Source organism: Castellaniella sp. (assembly GCF_034675845.1).
In the GTDB taxonomy this organism is placed as follows: Bacteria; Pseudomonadota; Gammaproteobacteria; order Burkholderiales; family Burkholderiaceae_B; genus Castellaniella.
Genome location: NZ_JAUCCU010000002.1, coordinates 530017 through 548184, shown reverse-complemented (window position 1 = coordinate 548184; position 18168 = coordinate 530017). Strand labels below are relative to the sequence as shown.

Below are 18168 nucleotides of genomic sequence, written 5' to 3'. Positions count from 1 at the left end.
GACCTTCCCTAGGACTGACCCAGTATCAGGGGATTTTCTCCGCCCCACCCAGCCTGGACCCGACCCTCTTCAAGCTCGACATTGCGGGGGTGCTGAATACCGGCTTTTTCCACATCATCCTGGTGTTTGTGCTGGTCGAGGTCTTTGACGCCACCGGCACCATGATCGGGGTGGCCACCCGTGCAGGCCTGGTGCGTCCGGGCAACCCTGGCCGCCTGGGCCGCGCCCTATTGTCCGATAGCTGCGCCATCGTGGCGGGCTCATTCCTGGGCACCAGCAGCACCACCGCCTACGTCGAAAGCGCCTCCGGCGTCCAGGCAGGCGGGCGCACCGGCCTGACCGCCCTGGTGATTGCGGTTCTGTTCCTGCTGGCCCTGTTCCTGTCGCCCCTGGCCGCCATCGTACCGGCCTATGCCACAGCCCCCGCCCTGCTGTATGTCGCCTGCCTGATGCTGCGCGAACTGGTCGACGTGCAATGGGAGGACATCACCGAATCCGTCCCCGCCGCCATGACCGCCGTCGCCATGCCGCTGACCTACTCCATCGCCAACGGTCTGGCATTCGGCTTCATCAGCTACGTCGCCATCAAGGCCCTCTCGGGCCGCTTCCGCGACATCCATCCGGCCACTTTGCTGGTCGCCATCCTGTTCGTCATCAAATACGCCCTGTTCCCCGATTAAAACCGGGCACGCACCAGCCTGCTTCGGGCTGGTGCGTCAGGGCTGATTTTCATCCGTCATCTTGTACTGCAGGTAAACTGCCCCCATGTGAATTGAAACTCGGGCGGTATTTTGCTGCCCCCTGACCGGAGACGCCATGAGCATCATCGAACTCACCCAGGACACCTTCCAGGAAGCCACCAAGGCCGAAAAGCCCCTGATCATCGACCTCTGGGCACCCTGGTGCGGCCCGTGCCGCCAATTTGCCCCCACCTTCGAAGCCGCAGCTGAAAAGCACCCCGACGTCACCTTCGCCAAAATCAATACCGAAGAACAGCAGGAACTGGCCTCTGCCTTGCGCATTCGCTCCATTCCGACCCTGATGGTCTTCCGTGAAAACGTCCTGTTGTTCCAACAGGCCGGTGCCTTGGCCGCCTCGCAGCTCGAAGAGCTCATCACCCAGATCAAGGACGTAGACATGACCCAGGTGCACGCCCAGATTGCGGAACAAGAAAAGGCTTCGTCCACCAGCCATTGACCTCCTCGTCCCTCTCCCGGCCATCCTCCGACTACCGGCCGGACCCCGGTCGGTGGCGCATTCTGGTCATCTTGCTGACCACGATCTTCATGTCTCTGATCGGGGTCAGCATTGTCAACGTCGCCCTGCCCTCCATCCATACCGCCCTGCAAGCCTCCCAGGCCGACATGCAGTGGGTGCTGTCGGGCTATGCCCTGACCTTCGGCGTCGTGCTGGTGGCTGCCGGGCGGGCGGGCGATCTCATGGGTCGCGGCGGGCTGTTTCTGATCGGGGTGGCCTTATTCACACTTTCGTCCATTGCAGCGGGGCTGGCACCGGATGCCACCTGGCTGAATGGCGCCCGCTTTGTTCAGGGCGTAGGCTCGGGCCTGCTCAATCCGCAAGGCCTGGGCATGATTCAGCACTATTTTCGCGGGGCGGAGCGCGGCCGCGCCTTTGGCTATCTCGGCACGGTGGTGGGGTTCTCCGTCGCCATCGGACCCGTGCTGGGCGGGCTGCTGATCGAGATTGGCGGCCTGGAACTCGGCTGGCGCCTGACCTTTCTGGTGAACGTCCCGATTGGACTTGTCGTGATTTTCCTGGGATTCAAATGGTTTCCACGACCGCTGATCCAGCTACCCAGACAGCGCCCTGCCCCTGCGCGCATCCAAGCAATAGAAAACAATCAAGCCACCGACATGGCAGGCGCGCCGGACTCCCAGGCTGCGGCACGCCTGGGCTGGCGTTCGCTGGACCCGATCGGATCGCTGCTGCTGGGGCTGGCCGTGCTGTCGGTCTTGTATCCCTTCGTCGAGTCCCGCAGCAGCCCCCTGACCTGGCTGCTGTTGCCCCTGGGCCTACTGCTGACGCTAAGCTGGGTCCGGTGGGAGCGCCACACCGCCAATCAGGGCGGCAGTCCCATGGTCAACCTACAGATTTTTTCCACGGCCAGCTTCAGCAATGGCGTGCTGATCATGGCCTTGTATTTTCTGGGCATGACCAGCATCTGGGTGCTGGTGGCGCTATACGTCCAGGAAGGCCTGGGCATGACGGCGCTGCAATCGGGCATGTTCGGCGTGCCGGCGGCGCTGCTGTCCTCTTGGGCGGCGAATTGGGCTGGCCGCCGGGTCATGACCTACGGGCGCAAGATCGTTATCGGCGGCCTGTTGCTGGCCCTGATCGGGCTGATGCTCAGCATTCTGGTGATCTTCCTGGAAGCACAGGGCCGGATCAGTGCCTGGTGGCTGCTGTTGACGCTCTCGTTCATCGGCCTGGCCCAAGGGGCGGTCATCAGTCCCAACCAAACACTGACCTTGATGGATGTACCGCTGGATTATGCCGGTAGCTCTGGCGCCATCATGCAGACGGGACAGCGCATTGGCACGTCGGTGGGGATTGCCATGATCACGGCGGCGGTCTTCTGGTCGCTGAACAGTGCGTCCTGGCCGATTGCGACCATGGTGGGCTTTGGCGTCATCATTGCCGTGGTGCTGGTGGCCCTGCTGGTCGCCATCCAGGATCAGCGCATCCGTCAGTGCCGTATTACCGGGGTGATTCCAGACTGATCACAGCAGAGCGGACAACACCGTCCAACTGCCCTGCCCACGGGTCTGGTCCATGTACAGGGACTCCATCACAGGGACATCCGCCTTGGCACAGCGTAAATCCCACACCACGCCCTGGGCATCGAATACGGCAGCGTCAATCTGGGCGCCAGCAGCCAGCAAGCGCGCCTGGACGCGATCCATATCGGCATAGGGGCAGGTGCAGCGCACCAGGGATTCCTCGCGCAAGAGCTGCTTATCGGCCAGGCGCAGACATTCGGCGGCACTGCCCCCGTAAGCCCGGGCCAGCCCGCCGGTTCCTAGCTTGATCCCGCCATACCAGCGGATCACCAGCACCGCCACCCGGTCACAGTCCTGGGATTGAATCGCCTGCAATATAGGCCGCCCAGCCGTGCCGCCGGGTTCGCCATCATCATGGAACCGATACTGATCCCCGATCTGCCAGGCCCAGCAATTGTGTGTGGCCTGCGGATCGTGGTGCGCCGCCAAAAAATCCTGGGCCGCCTGGACGGTGCCGACTGGTGCGGCCAGCACCAGAAACCGGCTCTTGCGAATATCGACCTCGTGGCGGCTCAGGGCAATCAGTGTGCTGGGCATGGCCTCATGGGCAATCAGGCCTCGATACCCTGCGAGGCAAGATATTCGTCATAGGTGCCAGGATAGTTATTCAGATTGCCATCCGGCAGGATTTCAATGATGCGGGTGGCGATGCCCGACACGAACTGGCGGTCATGCGACACAAAGATCAGCGTCCCCTGGTATTGCTCCAGTGCATATTGCAGCGACTCGATGGACTCCATATCCAGGTGGTTGGTCGGCTCATCCATCAGCATGACGTTATGCCGCCCCAGCATCAGGCGGCCAAAGCTCATGCGGTTTTTTTCGCCCCCGGACAACACCCGCACGGACTTGGTGATGTCATCGCCCGAAAACAGCAAGCGGCCCAGCACGGCACGGATGGACTGATCTTCGTCGCCTGCCTGGCGATAGTCCGTCATCCAGTCAAACAGATCCCGGTCGGAATCGAACTGATCGGATACGTCCTGCGCCATATAGCCTTTATCGGCGTTTTCAGACCAACGCACCTGGCCGTCGTCCGGGGCCAGATTACCCGCCAGCAGACGCAATAGCGTGGTCTTGCCCACGCCGTTGGCACCAATGATGGCAATCTTCTGACCTGCCTCGATCATGGTGCTAAGCCCGCGTATGATGGGCCGATCGTAGGATTTCGACAGGCCTTCGATGTGGGCGGCCTGGCGGTGCAGGACCTTATTGAGTTCGAAACGAATATAAGGATTCTGGCGCGACGAAGGCTTGACCTGGACGGTTTCGGATTTGATGCGGTCGATCTGCTTCAAGCGGGATGTCGCCTGGCGCGATTTGGATTTATTGGCGGCAAAGCGGCGGACAAAATCCTGCAGTTCGATGACACGATCCTTGGCCCGGGCATTGACGGCCACCAGACGTTCACGGGCCTGGGTGGAGGCCAGCATGTAATCATCATAGTTGCCGGGGTAGACACGCAGTTCGCCGTAATCCAGGTCGGCCATATGGGTGCAGACCTGGTTCAGGAAGTGGCGGTCGTGACTGATGATAATCATGGTGCTGTCATAGCCATTCAGCACGTTTTCCAGCCAACGGATGGTATTGATATCCAGGTTGTTGGTGGGCTCGTCCAGCAACAGAACGTCGGGGTTGGAAAACAGGGCCTGGGCCAGCAAGACACGCAGCTTCCAGCCGGGTGCGATTTCACTCATGGGCAGTTGGTGCTGTTCGACCGGAATTTCCAAGCCCAGCAAGAGTTTGCCGGCCCGTGATTCAGCCGTGTAGCCATCGTATTCGGCGAACTTGCCTTCCAGTTCGGCGGCGCGCATGTAGTCGTCTTCGGTGGCATCCGGATTGGCATAAATGGCGTCGCGTTCGCTCATGGTCTGCCACATTTCGACATGGCCCATCAGCACGACATCCAGCACGCGCTGGTCTTCAAAGGCAAACTGATCCTGGCGCAGCTTGCCCAGCCGCACACCAGGGTCCAGGGCGACGTTCCCGGCGCTGGCTTCGAGGTCGCCCCCGATAATCTTCATCAAAGTGGATTTGCCAGACCCGTTGGCCCCGATCAGGCCATAGCGGTTGCCGTCGCCGAATTTGGCGTTGACGTTTTCGAACAGGGGTTTGGAGCCAAACTGAATAGTGAGATTATTGGTGGAGATCACGGTGGTGGGCTTGTTAGGTAAGAGTCAAAATAACCTGGCATTTTAGCAGCTTGATTTTTCTGCTTTTTTTAATGTATGTGTTCCTGCAGAACCAGGTGTGCCATGCCGTCCTCGGTGGCGATGCCGACATGGGCACCGATGGGCAGGGTCGCCTTGACCTTGACATGGCCATAGGGCAGACCCGTGATGACCGGCGTCTTGGTGACGCTGCGCAGCCATTTCACGACCGAATCCAGCGTATAGCCGTTATCGTGGACCGCCAGGCGGTAATCCGTGAACTGGCCCAGCACGATGGCGTGTTGTCGATCCAGAATGCCGGCATGCCACAGCTGAGTCAGCATGCGCTCGATGCGAAACGGGTGTTCGGCCACGTCTTCCAGGAACAAAACGCCACCCTGGATATCCGGCAGATAGGGCGTGCCCACCAGGGACGCCACCATGGCCAGATTGCCGCCCCACAATATCCCGCGGGCGTCGACGGGATCAGCATCCGGGGATTCGAAGCTCAGGATTTCCAGTTCGCCCGAAAGCGTTTCCTGAAACAGGGCCTGCGTCAGATCATCGACCTTTTTGGCACCAAAATCATGCAGGGCCGTAGGCCCGGCCAAGCTGACTGCGCCGGTCTTGGCCAGCAAGGCCAGGTTAAAGGCCGTGAAATCGCTTTGGCCGATAAAGGTCTTGCCGCTATCGGCCACGGCCTGCCAGTCGATATACGGCAGCAGGCGGCTTAAGCCATAGCCGCCACGGGTGGCCATGACCACCGGGTGCTTTTGTTTCAAGGCCCGCTGGATAGCCGCCAAACGCTGCTTGTCCGTCCCGGCAAAGCGCTCGTGTACGGCGCAGGCGGTACGGTCGACGGTGACCTTGAAGCCCATGGCCTTCAGGCGTCCCACAGCCAGATCCAGGACAGCGGGATCAGGCACCGATCCCGACGGCGAGATCAGATAGATGCCAGAAGGTGATTCGTGGTGATGATGGTGTTCGCCGGCTGGGCAGGCCCAGTGGCTGTGATCGGCATGATCCGCCGTCCCGGCGGAGGCCGGGTCGATGGAATCAATCGTAGAGTCACTTGCGGGTTTTGTCATGATGTCCAGGCTAGTGGGGGCACAATCAGAAAGGGGAACAGTCTTGTTCAGGCGGGCGGCCTGGCGGCGGGCACGGAAAAAGCTGCGCAATAGTTCACTGCAAGAATCAGCACACACCCCGCCGCGTATGCGGGCGTGGTGGTTCAGGCCTGGCTGCTGCTGCAAATCGAACAAGCCGCCACAGGCCCCGGTCTTGGGGTCTGGCGCACCAAAAACGATGTCCGCCAAGCGGGCATGAAACATGGCCCCCAGGCACATCGTGCAAGGCTCCAGCGTGACATACAGGCGCGCATCGACCAAGCGGTAATTATCCACGCATCGCGCCGCCTGCCGCAAGGCAACGATTTCAGCATGGGCCGTCGGATCGCGATCCAGAATGGTGCGATTATGCCCGACTGCCAGCAGACGACGATCCGCACCCAACACCACCGCGCCGACCGGCACCTCGCCCAGCGCGGCAGCCTGGCGAGCCTGCTCCAGAGCCAGCTCCATGGCCGACGCATCATCCAGGACCGGTGACTGCGCCGGATCGGCCCGCGACTGCGATGAATCAATCCCCATGATCTGAATCCGAATGATTAGCCCCCAGCCCGGCCAATATCGCCAACGCAGCAGGCAAGGCGCCCGGCAGGTCTTCGGCCAACAGCCCCCAGCCCAGTTGGTCTGCGGCCAAGCCATGCAGCCAGACCGCCGCGCAGGCGGCCTGAAAGGCAGGCATGCCGGCCGCCAGCAGGCCTGCAATGCAGCCCGCCAGCACATCCCCCGCCCCTGCGGTGGCCAAGGTGGGGGGCGCATTATCGTTGATCGCCGCACGGCCATCGGCGGATGCAATCACCGTATCCGCCCCTTTCAGGACAATCACTGCACCACTGGCTACCGCCGCCGCACAGGCACGCTGCAGCTTGTCGCCAGACACCTGGAATAGCCGGGCAAACTCGCCTTCGTGCGGCGTCAATACGCAATCCGCATGCAAAGCAGCCAGCAACTCCGTCGGCGCATCGGCAAATAGACTGAGGGCATCGGCATCCAGTACGCAAGGCCGCCCGGTCGCCAAGACAGACAAGACCTGTTGCCTGGCCACGGCAGAGCGCCCCAACCCAGGGCCGATCAACAAGACATTGCGCCGCGCATCGGCCAGCGCACCCTGCAAACCACCATCGACAGGCAAGGCCTCGACCAGCACCGAGCTTAGCGCTGCCGCCTGCACCGCCCAGGCCTGCGGAGGCACCGCCAATGTCACCAGCCCCGCCCCGATACGGCCCGCGGCCAGACACGCCAGACGGCTGGCCCCCAGCATGCTCTCGCCGCTGACGGCCAGCACATGTCCGCGCCGGTATTTGTGGTCGCCGACCTGCGGCCAGGGAAACTGCGCAAGCCATAAATCGGGATCATTACTCCATACCTTGGGGGCAATCCGGGTCAGAACCCCATCAGGAATGCCGATATCGGCACACTGCAGCTGACCGCACAGCAGGCGACCCGGCAATAGCAGATGTCCAGGCTTACGACGAAAGAAAGTCACGGTCAGATCCGCCTGCACCACTGCGCCCAGACACTGGCCGCTGGTGCCATCCAGTCCCGTCGGCACATCAACCGCACAAATGCCCTGCAGCCCCGGTGCTGCGTGCGACGCCTGCCTGGCTGCATTGATGGCCCGGATCAACTGAGCCAGCGCAGCATCCGGTGCACGGCTCAGGCCAGCGCCGAATAAGGCATCGACCAGCAAACACGCGCCCGTCAAGGACAGCGGGCAGGCGGATTCCACCGGCCCGGACCAGGTACTGGCTGCCCAGGCGGCATCGCCGCGCAAGGCGGACAGATTCCCCCACAACGCCACGCGCACCGGCCAGCCCGCCGCCTGCAGGTGACGGGCCACCACAAAGCCATCGCCGCCGTTGTTGCCTGGTCCACACAGCACCAACGCGGGCATCGGCGTCCAGCGCGACCGGATGGCGCGCGCCACCGCTGCGCCGGCGGCCTCCATCAGAGAGGCTCCCGCCACGCCCAGCGCGATGGCCGCCTGATCCGCCTGCCCCATTTGCAATGGGGTCAGCAAAGTATGTTGATTCAGTAAATCCATCATCAATCGTCCGTCCAGATACCGCGCGCACGCCGGATCGGATGGCGCACAGCATGCTCGATAATCCCTGGCGTGGGCGGCAGCACCAGCGTCAGTGCCTGACGCGCCCGCGTCGCCCCGGTATACAACAATTCCCGCGTCATCAAAGGCCCAGGTGTGTCAGGCAGCACCAGGACAACCCGGTCGAACTCGGACCCTTGGGACTTGTGCACGGTCAGCGCGTAGGCGGTTTCGACCGCCCCCAGGCGGGCCGGTGAAACCCAGCGCACGGTGCCTGGACGCGAACCGGCAAAAACCGCCCGCAAGCGCCCTGCCGGATGGCCTGGCGCAGGCACCGGCAGCACCAGGCCCATATCGCCATTGGCCAAGCCCAACCCCGGCAGGTTACGCCGCACCAGCACCGGCTGGCCGGGGTACCAGACACGCGGCAGATCAGGCACCAGACCCACCGAACGCAGCCTGGACTCGATCAATCGGTTCAAGCCTTCGACCCCATAGTCCCCTTGGCGCAAGGCGCACAGCACCTGAAACCGCCCCTGGACCTGCAGCAGGGCCCTGGCCCATTCATCCCAGGCGGCGCGTTCGGCATGCTCGGCGGGGCGCTTTGCCCGTAGATATTCAAATACCGCCGGGTAGCCATCATCGGCCAGGATGCCGGATTGATCTAAAAAGTCGGCCTCTCGGTGCAAGCCACGCAAGTCCGGCAGGCCTGCGGACAGCAAGTCCTGCACCTGCCCCACCAGGCCCTGATTGACCGCAACCGCAAAACGCCCGATCCCGCTATCCTGCCCAAACCGCATGCTGCGACGCAACATCACCACCGCCTGATCCAGCAGCCCGCCTGCCGCATCCGGCCAGCGCACCAGCTGCGTGGCCACTCCGCTGAGTTCGGGTTGTTCCGCTGCCGCCAGCAAATCCTGGCCGCACAAGGCCATCAACTGCTGACAGGTATCCGGGGTGTAATGCCCCGCCTCGGCTCGTGCGCAGAGTTCACCCAGCACGGCGCCCGCCTCGACCGACGCCAATTGGTCCTTATCGCCCAACAGAATCAATTGCGCCGCCGCAGGCAAGGCCGCCAGCACGGCATCCATCATCTCGATATCGATCATCGAAGCCTCGTCGATGACCAGCACATCCAGATCCAGTTTATGACCGGCGTGGTATGTCAGACGGCGGGTGCCTGGACGACTGCCCAACAGGCTATGCAGGGTCGTGACCCGCGCAGGGACACAAGTCAGGGCCGCCTGCAAGCGGGCATCACCAGGCTGCTCCAGCGATTGCAAGCGGCCCGCAATGGATTCATTCAGGCGCGCCGCCGCCTTGCCGGTGGGCGCCGCCAGCCGAATGCGCAGCCCCTGGTCCAGCCCGCGCGCCTGGGCCAGGCCTTGCAACACCGTCAACAAGCGCACCACCGTGGTGGTCTTCCCGGTTCCTGGACCGCCGGTGATGATGCTGAAGCGCTGGCGCAGCGCCACCGCGCAGGCGAGCTTCTGCCAATCCAACGCAGCATCGTCCGTCGGCGGGAACATACGATCCAGCCACTGGCGGGCCAAATCAGGCTGGGCCAGGGCATCTGTGGGCGACATCAGCCGCTGCTCGATGGCCTGCCGGATGCGGATACTGGCCCGCCAGTAACGCGCCAGATACAGCGTTGTTCCCCGCAGCACCAAGGGCTGTGCGCCATTGCCATCGCCGACAAAATCGGCCTGAGCCAAGGCCGCCAGGGCATCCGGGACGGCGCAGGGCAGCGGGATGGCCGCATGCTTCAAATCCAGGCAGATATGCCCTTGCGCCAGATGCGCGCTGCACAAATCGGCCAGCTTCACCGCAAGAGCCGGGGCCGTCGGGGCCTGGCGGGCCAGAAACTGGCCAAATGCCGCCGCAAGCCCCTGAGATTCAGCAAGATCATTCATGACAAGCCAAGGCCTCCGGCAAACAAGGTATCCAGGGATTCAATCAAGACCTGGGAGGGACACAGGGAAACCAAACCCTGTCCTGGTGTTTCCTGGCCCCGTAAAAACAGATAAATGGCTCCGCCCAGGTGGCGGGTGTAGTCATAATCCGGCAAACGTGCGCGCAGCTGGCGATGCAGGGCCAGCACATACAGCATCATCTGCACGTCGTAACGCGCCGCACACATGGCCTTTTGCAAGGCAGACGGATCATAATCCCGCCAATGCTGCCCCAAGTGATTGGATTTGTAATCGAGCACGTAGTAGCGGCCATCGTCCAGCTGCACCGTCAAGTCGATAAAGCCCTTGAACAAGCCATTCAGATGATCCGCAGCCAAGGCCGGACGGGCCGCTCCATCAAATGTATGGGCGGTGATCAGACGATCCAATTCGGCCACGGATACCTGATCTGTCGGCAACCAGAATTCCATTTCCGCCAGGCTGACCGGCAGACGATCCAGGCGCAGCCCAGGCGCCCCCGGCAATAACGGGCGCCACTCCACAGACACCACTCCCAACAGCCACTGATGCAAACCATCAATCTGGGTTTCCCAGCCCCGTACCGCGCAGCGGCGGGCAATCATGTCACGGGCACCGTCCAGATGACGAAATTGGCGCTGGGCCGCCCATTCCAGCAGGCCATGCAAAAAAGTACCCGCCTGGCTGCCTCGGGGAAAATCGGCCAGACACGTCACGAGACGGTCATCCGACCCCGTGCCCCAGCCTGCGTCCAGCGACAGGGATTCCTCCAGCAAAACATCTTCGGCTGCCGTGTCCGGCGGCATCCGGACGGCTGGCCGCGGCGGCGCATCGGCCAACTGCAGGCCTGAATAACTGGCAATCTCCCAGTGCTGCGAGAACAAGACGCTGGACAGTCGCCGGGCAGGCCCCAATGCAGCTTCCGTCGCCAGATCGTCTGCCGATGGCTGAACATCCGCCTGGATGTCCTCTCCCCAGGCGAACTGCGCCGGGTGCGTCTGGCAACGCTCTTCCCACGCGGCAAAGATATTGCCACCCAGCACATGCGCCACCCCGCTAGGCCGCCCGGTATCGGCCAGGGCCAGCCAGACCGCATGGCGCGCACGGGTCAGGGCCACATAGAACTTGCGGGTTTCCTCGCCCAGGCGTTCCGCCTGCAACTGGGCATGTTGGGCTGCATTCAGCTGCAGCAGCCACTGGCGTTGGCCATCCACGTGCAAAGCATGCGGTCCGGCGCCTGGTTTTTCCCACAACCCACAGGATACGAACGGCAAAAATACCAGGGGATATTCCAGGCCTTTGGATTTGTGGACGGTGACCACGCGCACCAAAGCCTCGTCGCTTTCCAGCCGCACGCGGCGACTGCCCTCGGCATCGGCTTGCGCCAACTGGGCATCGCGCTGCAAAGCCAGGTAATGCAGCAAGGCTTCTTCACCATCCAATTGAGCGCTGGCCTGTTGCAGTAATTCGGCCAGATGCAGGCAATCAGTCAGTTGCCGTTCGCCTTCAGCCCCTTGGGCCAGTAGCCGCGCAGGCACTGAAAAATCATGCAATAACTGGCGCAGCATGGGCAAGACCCCCCGCCATTGCCAGCGCTGCCGGTAGCGCTGAAAGCCCTCTACCTGGTCATCCCAGGCCCACTCGTTGTCGACCAGCTTGGCCAATTGGGCTGTGCTCAAGCCCAATAAGGGAGTCGCCAACGCCGCCCGAATCGTTTGCTCGTCGCCCGGATGGGCGCAGGCCGCCAGAATAAAACCCAGATCCTGCGCCACGGCAGACTCGAACACCGAACGGTTATCCGACAAGTACACACTGCGAATGCCCAATGCCGACAAGGCCTCGCGCACCAGGCCAGCCTCGTCCCGCTTATTGACCAAGATGGCCATATCCGCCGCGACCACCGGGCGAAAACCCTGCGGCGACTGAAATCCCGCCCGACCCGCGCGCCCCAGCCGCAGCCAATGCGCCAGTTGTCGGGCGCAAGCCTGGGCCGCCAGGGGACGCAGGGTCGTCACGCCGATCGCATCCTGATCTGCTCCTTTGATGGGCCAAGCCTGCATAGCGGTCACCGGGTCTTCGTCAACCACCCAGACCTCGTCGCGCCCTTGTGCCTGCACGGCATGAAACGCAATCTCCTGGTCCGCCTGCCCCGTGGGAAACACCGGGGCGCCCGTCTGTCGATCAAAAACATGATTGACGGCCTGCACCAAAGCCCGGGAAGACCGGTAATTGCGCTTCAAGGTCTGGACCCGGCCCTGGCACGCTTGGGCGGCCTGCAGATAGGTCTGTACATCCGCCCCCCGAAAGCCGTAAATCGCCTGCTTCGGATCGCCGATAAAGATCAGGGCAGTCCCCGCAATGGGTTGCGCGACCTGATAGATGCGGTCAAAAATCCGGTATTGCACCGGGTCTGTGTCCTGAAACTCATCAATCAGCACAACGGGAAACTGCTGGCGCAAGGTCTGCGCCAGGGGTTCGCCACGCACGCCTTTGAGGGCGTGCGCCAAGCCCGTCAGCAGGCCATCGAAACCCATGGCGCTGCGGCTGGCCAGGGTCTGATGCAGCCTATCCGCAAGCCAGCCCAGGGCATGTTCGCGTATCGGCTGATCCAGCGTCGGCAAAGAATCCAGCGCCTGGCGCAATTGGTCCAAGGCCTGGCTGGCCTCGGGGCTATCCGGCATCGGATCTTTGCCCTTCCAGCGGGCCGCCAGACCTTCGGCTGACAGCCCCTTCCAGGCCGCCGATTTCGCGTCGAACGGCGGCTGATCCGTCAGCGCCAGCCAATCATGCAGGCTCCGCATCCAGCGGTCTACGTCATTCATCCTGCCTATCTGGCTGCGATTGACGTCGAGCCAAGCATCCAAGGCCTGAATCCTGGGTTGCCAATCCGCCTTGATTGCCGCCAGCGCGGCAGCACGCACTTGCAACATATCGGCGCACAACCCCGACAACATCATTGCCGGTTTCGAGGGCAGGCCTTCCTGCGTCAGGATTGCGCCATAGGCCCAGGCCAAGGCATCCGGGTCGCGCCAGATTTTCAGCACCTCGGCCAACGACGCATCATCCAGCCCGGCCACATTGCTGCGCCAATAATCCCAGGCCAATGTCCGCGTCAACTCGCCCAGATCGGTCAGCATTTCTTGTTCGAACAGCATGGCACTATCAAAGGCATGTTCTTTCAGCGCCCGCATGCACCAGGCATGTATCGTGGAAATCGCGGCCTCGTCCATGGACTGTGCCGCCAGATCCAGCAAGCGCGCACACGCCGCCCACCGATCAGGCGGATAGGTGGCACGCAAAGCCTGCAGATAAGCATCGGCCAGATCGGGCGCAGGCTCAACCTCCAGTCCGGCAGCAAACCCGGTGGCGGCCTCCGACAGGCGGCGGCGGATACGGTCCCGCAGCTCCTGGGCGGCGGCCTCCGTAAAGGTCAGCACCAGGATTTGCCCCGGCAAAAGGGCGGGTAATTCTCCATGTCCCAGCACCAGACGCACATACAGGGCGGCAATCGTCCAGGTCTTGCCCGTACCGGCACTGGCCTCGATCAAATGGCTGCCCGGCAGCGAAAACGTCAGTGGGTCAACCTCGGGAATCAGGGACTGAATTGTCTCGCCGGCATTCATGGCGTGGCCTTTTTTGAAGATTTCTTGGCGGGCAGGCTGTCATTCAAGGCACCATACAGCTGGCCAGCCAGTGGATAAAACTGCCGACTAGCCTGTAATGCCTGAAAATCCGGATAGCTTCTGGCCAAGTAGGAGTCATTTTGCACGGCATAGTCGTAGGCCTCCTGTGCAGCCTGCCCGGCCCGTCCGTCCAGGTCGTCCGCCTGGCGGCCACCACTGCGCAGCCAGGCCCCCGCCGCACTGATTTCCATGGGCAATGGCGCGCACAAGCCCTGAAAATACGCCTCCCACCACGCCTGCCATACCGCCAGGGCATCCTCCCGATCCAGCGGGGCAAACGTGACACTGCCCTTGGGCGACATCAGAATCGTCGTCAACACCCGCCCCTGCACATGCGCCGCCACATGCGCCACCCAGGCGGTCATCAGGCTCTTGAAGCGATAATGATTACTGCTATCAACCACATGCGATGCCTGCAACAGCAGGCGGCACCACTCGCCGCTTGGGTTCTGACGCCACTGCGACAACAAATCCTGGAATAGCCAGTTGCCTCCCCAGGGGTCCTGCAGCGTTGCACTCAAGCGCAGCGGCTCGGCCCAACAAACGGGCCATTGTTCGCAGGCCTGAATGTACTCATTCAAGGGTTTTTGCAGCTGGGCATATAAATCCTGCATAGTCAGCTTGCCCAGCCCCCCCCCAACCAAGGCCCCGCTGCCCTGCAGCCGCGCCAAGCACTGCCAAACCGCCTGATCCGCTGCGCTCTGCATCGATGCCGTATCGGGCGTATCGGTCGATATGGCGTCCAAGGCCTGGGAAGCAGCCATCAACAGCGTGTCTTTGAGCTGCCATTGTTCAAGTTTGTCGTGCACATAAGGCTCATTATCCGGAAACGCCAGATCAGCTTCGTAAAAATTGATATGCAGTCGCTGCTGGTAAAACATCCGCACCGGGCCAAGTAAAAAAGTCCGCAAGGCTTGCAAAGTCAAAGGGGCATCTGACGGCACCAGAGGCGGCAAGCCCGGCGCGGCTGCCACCGATTCCTGGGGCGCATGTGCCATCCGCCATTCGGCGGCATAGGTAAACAGGCCCTGTGGGCCGCTGGCGGCTTGCAGGGGAAAATACCGTCGGCTAAACGGCTGCAAAGGATGATGACAACTGAGTGCCTGCGCGACAGATGGCCCGCCATCGGCCAGGGACCAGCCCCGATCCAGGTGATCCCGCAGCTGCGCCACCAGCACGGAAGGCGGCTGTTCGGCATTGTCCTGGATGCTGTGTCCCACCCACGATATTGTCAGACGGTCACGGGCGGATAACAAGGCCTCCAGAAACAGATAACGGTCATCCTCGCGCCGGGATCGATCCCCCGAGCGTGGGTTCAGGGCCATCAAGTCCATGTCCGATGGTGGCCGCACCCGGGGGAATGCCCCGTCGTGCATGCCCAACAGGCACACCTGACGAAACGGGATGGCGCGCATGGGCATCAGGGTGGCGAAAGTCACTGCACCGGCAAAAAAACGTTGCGACAAGCCGCCCTGGTCCAGGCCTGACAGGCAGTGTTCGACCACAATGGCCGAAGGCAGAGGTTCCTGAAAATCCGCCGTCTCGCAATATTGCAGCCAATCCTGCAAGCGTTCGCGAAACTGATTCAGCGGCATGGCCTCATCGGCTTCAGTCAAGAAAAAATCATCCAGCAAGGCCTGCAGATGTCCGCCCCACTGAGCCGGTGTCGCGGACTCTGACAGCAGCCGCCAATAATGATCCAGCGTATCCAAAAACCGCGCCAGTCCCCCCAATACCGCCGCCTGCAAACCTGAAGGTTCGCCATAGGGCTCAATGCCGTGCCAGGCGGGAGCATCCTGGCCCACGGCATAGCCCAGCAGCATGCGCTGCAGGCCGAAGCGCCACGTATGCCCATGGGCGGCCTGCGGGTCCTGATCCAGTTGGAAGCTGGCCCGATGGTCGGCATGCAGCCCCCAGCGCACCTGGGAGGCCTGCACCCAGTCCTGCAACACCGGCAGGTCCTCGGCGGCAATATCAAAGCGCTGACGCAAGGCCGGCAGCGCCAGCCACTCCAGGACTTCGTTAATGCCCAGTCGATGCTGTGGCAAGGTCAGCAGCTGTTCCAGCACCACGACCAAGGGATCGGCATGGCGCGTGCTGCGATCGGCCAACGCATAGGGAATATGGCGCCAGTCCTTGCGCCCATACAGGCCAAACACTGCTTGAATATAAGGGGCATAGGCTTCTATGTCGGGCACCATGACGATGACATCACGAGGCTGCAGCGTCGGGTCCGCCTGAAAGGCCGCCAGCAATTGATCCTGCAGGACTTCAACCTCGCGCTGGGCGCTGTGGGCCACCTGAAAGCGCAGCGAATCATCCTGCACAGGATCTACCGCAGGCCACAACGCACGCGTCTCGGCCACTGGCCGCAGGTCGCGAATATCTTCCTGCAACTGCTCCAGCAGCGTGGTGCCGGCCAACGCCTCGAAGGCATCGATCCGTTGATGCAAGGCCGCAAATACCGGACTCCAGCGGCTGCGCTGGGCAGGGTCGTCGAACTCGTCCAGCAAGCTGATGTAATCACGCCCCTGGCGTCCCCAGGAGGCCAACAAAGGATGCGTTTGCTGGTGCAAGGCAGCCTCGTCCAGCATATCCGGCATGCCGGGTCGGCGCGCCTGACGACGAAACTGTGCACGCAACACATCGCGGTCGCCCTGGATGTCGGCCCAATAGTGAGCACAAGGGTTATGCACGCACACCAGCACCTGCACCCAGCGCGACAGACCCGCCAGGGCTTCCAGGGTCTGGCGGGGCATGGCCGACACACCAAACACCAGAATGCGGCGCGGCAAGCCCTGCGGCCTGGGGGCGGATTCATCCGTCATCACCCGAGCCATGAAAGCTTCGTGGATCGCCGCCCGGCCCACCACACGCCCCGCCTGAACCACCTCCGGGTCCATATCCGTCTGCAAATCATCCAGCAGCGCCTGCCATAAGTGCGCCTGCCAGGCCTGCGTCGGGGGAATTTCCTGGGCAACGCCACGCGCATCCGGCAAACAAATCCGGCCCTCGGACCAGGCCTGCAGCCAATCGGCCCGATAGACCTGATACTGATCGAACAAATCCGCCAACCGGGCGGCCAATTGATAGCGCTTGCGCGCTCCATCATCATTGGCCAGAAAACGCTGCAGCACCTCGTATTCAGGCCGCCCCACCAAGGTGGGCAACAAGCGCATCAAGCGCCAGATCAAGGCGTCCTTATCCAGGGGTGAATCCTCGGGTACAGCGTCGGGCCCCAGCACGCTGCGATAGGCCTGCCACATAAAGCGCGACGGCAGCAGAAAATCCAGGGCAGCGGCAATCCCGCCGCAGTCATTCTGCGCCAAGGCCAGCCGCAGCCACTGGGCAATGCCATTGCTTTGCACCAGCAGGCATTCATTTTCCAACGGTGCCAACGGACTGTGCCGCATCCACGTCACCAGCACATCACGCAGCTGTTCAGCCCGATTGCCATGCACCAGCACCAGGCCAGGCGTCAGTTCGCTTGCGTCTTGCTGCATTCCTGCCTCCGTGTTCAACCGTGAAATGATAATCGCGTTATCCTTTACAGGTTTTGAATTGCATCATCCGAGGCCGCCCATGAGTGCTGTTCCCCCGATTCGTCCCGCCTACCAGACTGCGTCTTCTCAGGCTGAAATACAGGCTAACCTGGCCGATATCCAACATCGGGTGGGTGCCGCCTGCCAGCGCGCCGGGCGCGACCCGGCCAGCGTGCGCTTGATGCCTGTCAGCAAAACCGTCGACGAGTCCCGCATCCGCATGGCCTATGCGGCTGGCTGCCGCCTACTGGGTGAAAACAAAGTCCAGGAGGCCTACAGCAAATGGGAGGCCATGTCGGATCTGGCCGATCTGCACTGGGCCGTCATCGGCCACCTGCAGACCAACAAGGCCAAATTCGTGGCGCGTTTCGCCCAGGAATTTCAGGCGCTGGACAATCTGCGCGTGGCCGAGGCCCTGGATCGCCGCCTCCAGGAAGAAGGCCGCAGCCTGGACGTATTCGTTCAGGTCAACACATCCCAGGAAGACAGCAAATTCGGGCTGGCGCCCGACCAGGTGCTGGATTTTGCGCGTGCCCTGCCTGCATTCAGTGCCTTGCGAGTGCGCGGCCTGATGACCTTGGCCCTGTTCTCGTCGGATGAAAACCACGTGCGCCCGTGCTTTGTGCTGCTGCGCAGCCTACGCGACCAGTTGCGTCAGGACGCGCCCCAGGGCGAGGCTTTTGCCGAGCTGTCCATGGGCATGTCAGGGGATTTCGAGTGGGCCATCGAAGAAGGCGCCACCACCGTGCGCGTGGGTCAGGCCATCTTCGGCTCACGCACCTTGCCCGACAGCTATTACTGGCCCGAGGGCAAACCAGCCTAGTCCCTGAAGCAAGGCGCCGCTATTCACAGTTTTTTCACATTTCATCCATTTTTCCATCGCAGTCGGTGCG

10 protein-coding genes and 2 pseudogenes are annotated in these 18168 nt (G+C 62.3%); 4 read left to right on the top strand and 8 right to left on the bottom strand.

Annotated features, from left to right (window positions below; genetic code table 11):
* Positions 1–8 precede the first annotated feature (8 nt).
* From VDP81_RS14085 to VDP81_RS14075, 3 genes and pseudogenes are all read left to right on the top strand, one after another.
* Positions 9–680: pseudogene (locus VDP81_RS14085) on the top strand (solute carrier family 23 protein); the annotation flags it as partial.
* 136 nt (positions 681–816) lie between these two features.
* Positions 817–1197, top strand: coding sequence for a thioredoxin (gene trxA, locus VDP81_RS14080; protein ID WP_323012640.1), 381 nt, complete (start codon positions 817–819; stop codon positions 1195–1197).
* A complete protein-coding gene (locus VDP81_RS14075; RefSeq protein ID WP_323012639.1) occupies positions 1194–2741 on the top strand; it encodes an MFS transporter in 1548 nt (515 codons plus the stop codon). Before trxA ends, VDP81_RS14075 begins: the two co-directional genes overlap by 4 nt.
* Here VDP81_RS14075 and VDP81_RS14070 read toward each other — a convergent pair whose 3' ends face one another.
* The 8 genes and pseudogenes from VDP81_RS14070 to recC all read right to left on the bottom strand — a co-directional run bounded on the left by VDP81_RS14070 (position 2742) and on the right by recC (position 17236).
* Positions 2742–3338 carry a YigZ family protein gene (locus VDP81_RS14070; RefSeq protein WP_323012638.1) on the bottom strand — a complete coding sequence of 199 codons (597 nt, stop codon included), beginning with the start codon at positions 3336–3338 and terminating at the stop codon, positions 2742–2744.
* A 14-nt stretch (positions 3339–3352) separates the two neighbouring features.
* Positions 3353–4954 (bottom strand): ABC-F family ATPase, encoded by a 1602-nt coding sequence (locus tag VDP81_RS14065; RefSeq protein WP_323012637.1) that lies wholly within the window; start codon positions 4952–4954, stop codon positions 3353–3355.
* 68 nt (positions 4955–5022) lie between these two features.
* Positions 5023–6039, bottom strand: coding sequence for an LD-carboxypeptidase (locus VDP81_RS14060; protein ID WP_416233271.1), 1017 nt, complete (start codon positions 6037–6039; stop codon positions 5023–5025).
* A gap of 54 nt (positions 6040–6093) precedes the next feature.
* Positions 6094–6600, bottom strand: a pseudogene (gene tadA, locus VDP81_RS14055) (tRNA adenosine(34) deaminase TadA); the annotation flags it as partial.
* Entirely contained in the window at positions 6590–8122 is a 1533-nt protein-coding gene (locus VDP81_RS14050) for an NAD(P)H-hydrate dehydratase (RefSeq protein WP_322995261.1), read from the bottom strand. The gene VDP81_RS14050 and the pseudogene tadA, both read right to left, overlap by 11 nt.
* On the bottom strand, positions 8122–10032 hold the full coding sequence (gene recD, locus VDP81_RS14045; RefSeq protein ID WP_323012636.1) for an exodeoxyribonuclease V subunit alpha: 1911 nt from the start codon (positions 10030–10032) through the stop codon (positions 8122–8124). Before recD ends, VDP81_RS14050 begins: the two co-directional genes overlap by 1 nt.
* Complete coding sequence (gene recB, locus VDP81_RS14040; protein WP_323012635.1) at positions 10029–13673, bottom strand: exodeoxyribonuclease V subunit beta; 3645 nt, start codon at positions 13671–13673, stop codon at positions 10029–10031. Before recB ends, recD begins: the two co-directional genes overlap by 4 nt.
* The gene (recC, locus tag VDP81_RS14035; protein WP_323012634.1) at positions 13670–17236 is read right to left on the bottom strand and encodes an exodeoxyribonuclease V subunit gamma; all 3567 of its coding nucleotides are present in this window, start codon (positions 17234–17236) and stop codon (positions 13670–13672) included. Before recC ends, recB begins: the two co-directional genes overlap by 4 nt.
* Positions 17237–17315: 79 nt before the next feature.
* Here recC and VDP81_RS14030 point away from each other — a divergent pair, with 79 nt between their 5' ends.
* Positions 17316–18098 carry a YggS family pyridoxal phosphate-dependent enzyme gene (locus VDP81_RS14030; protein WP_322995266.1) on the top strand — a complete coding sequence of 261 codons (783 nt, stop codon included), beginning with the start codon at positions 17316–17318 and terminating at the stop codon, positions 18096–18098.
* Positions 18099–18168 lie beyond the last annotated feature (70 nt).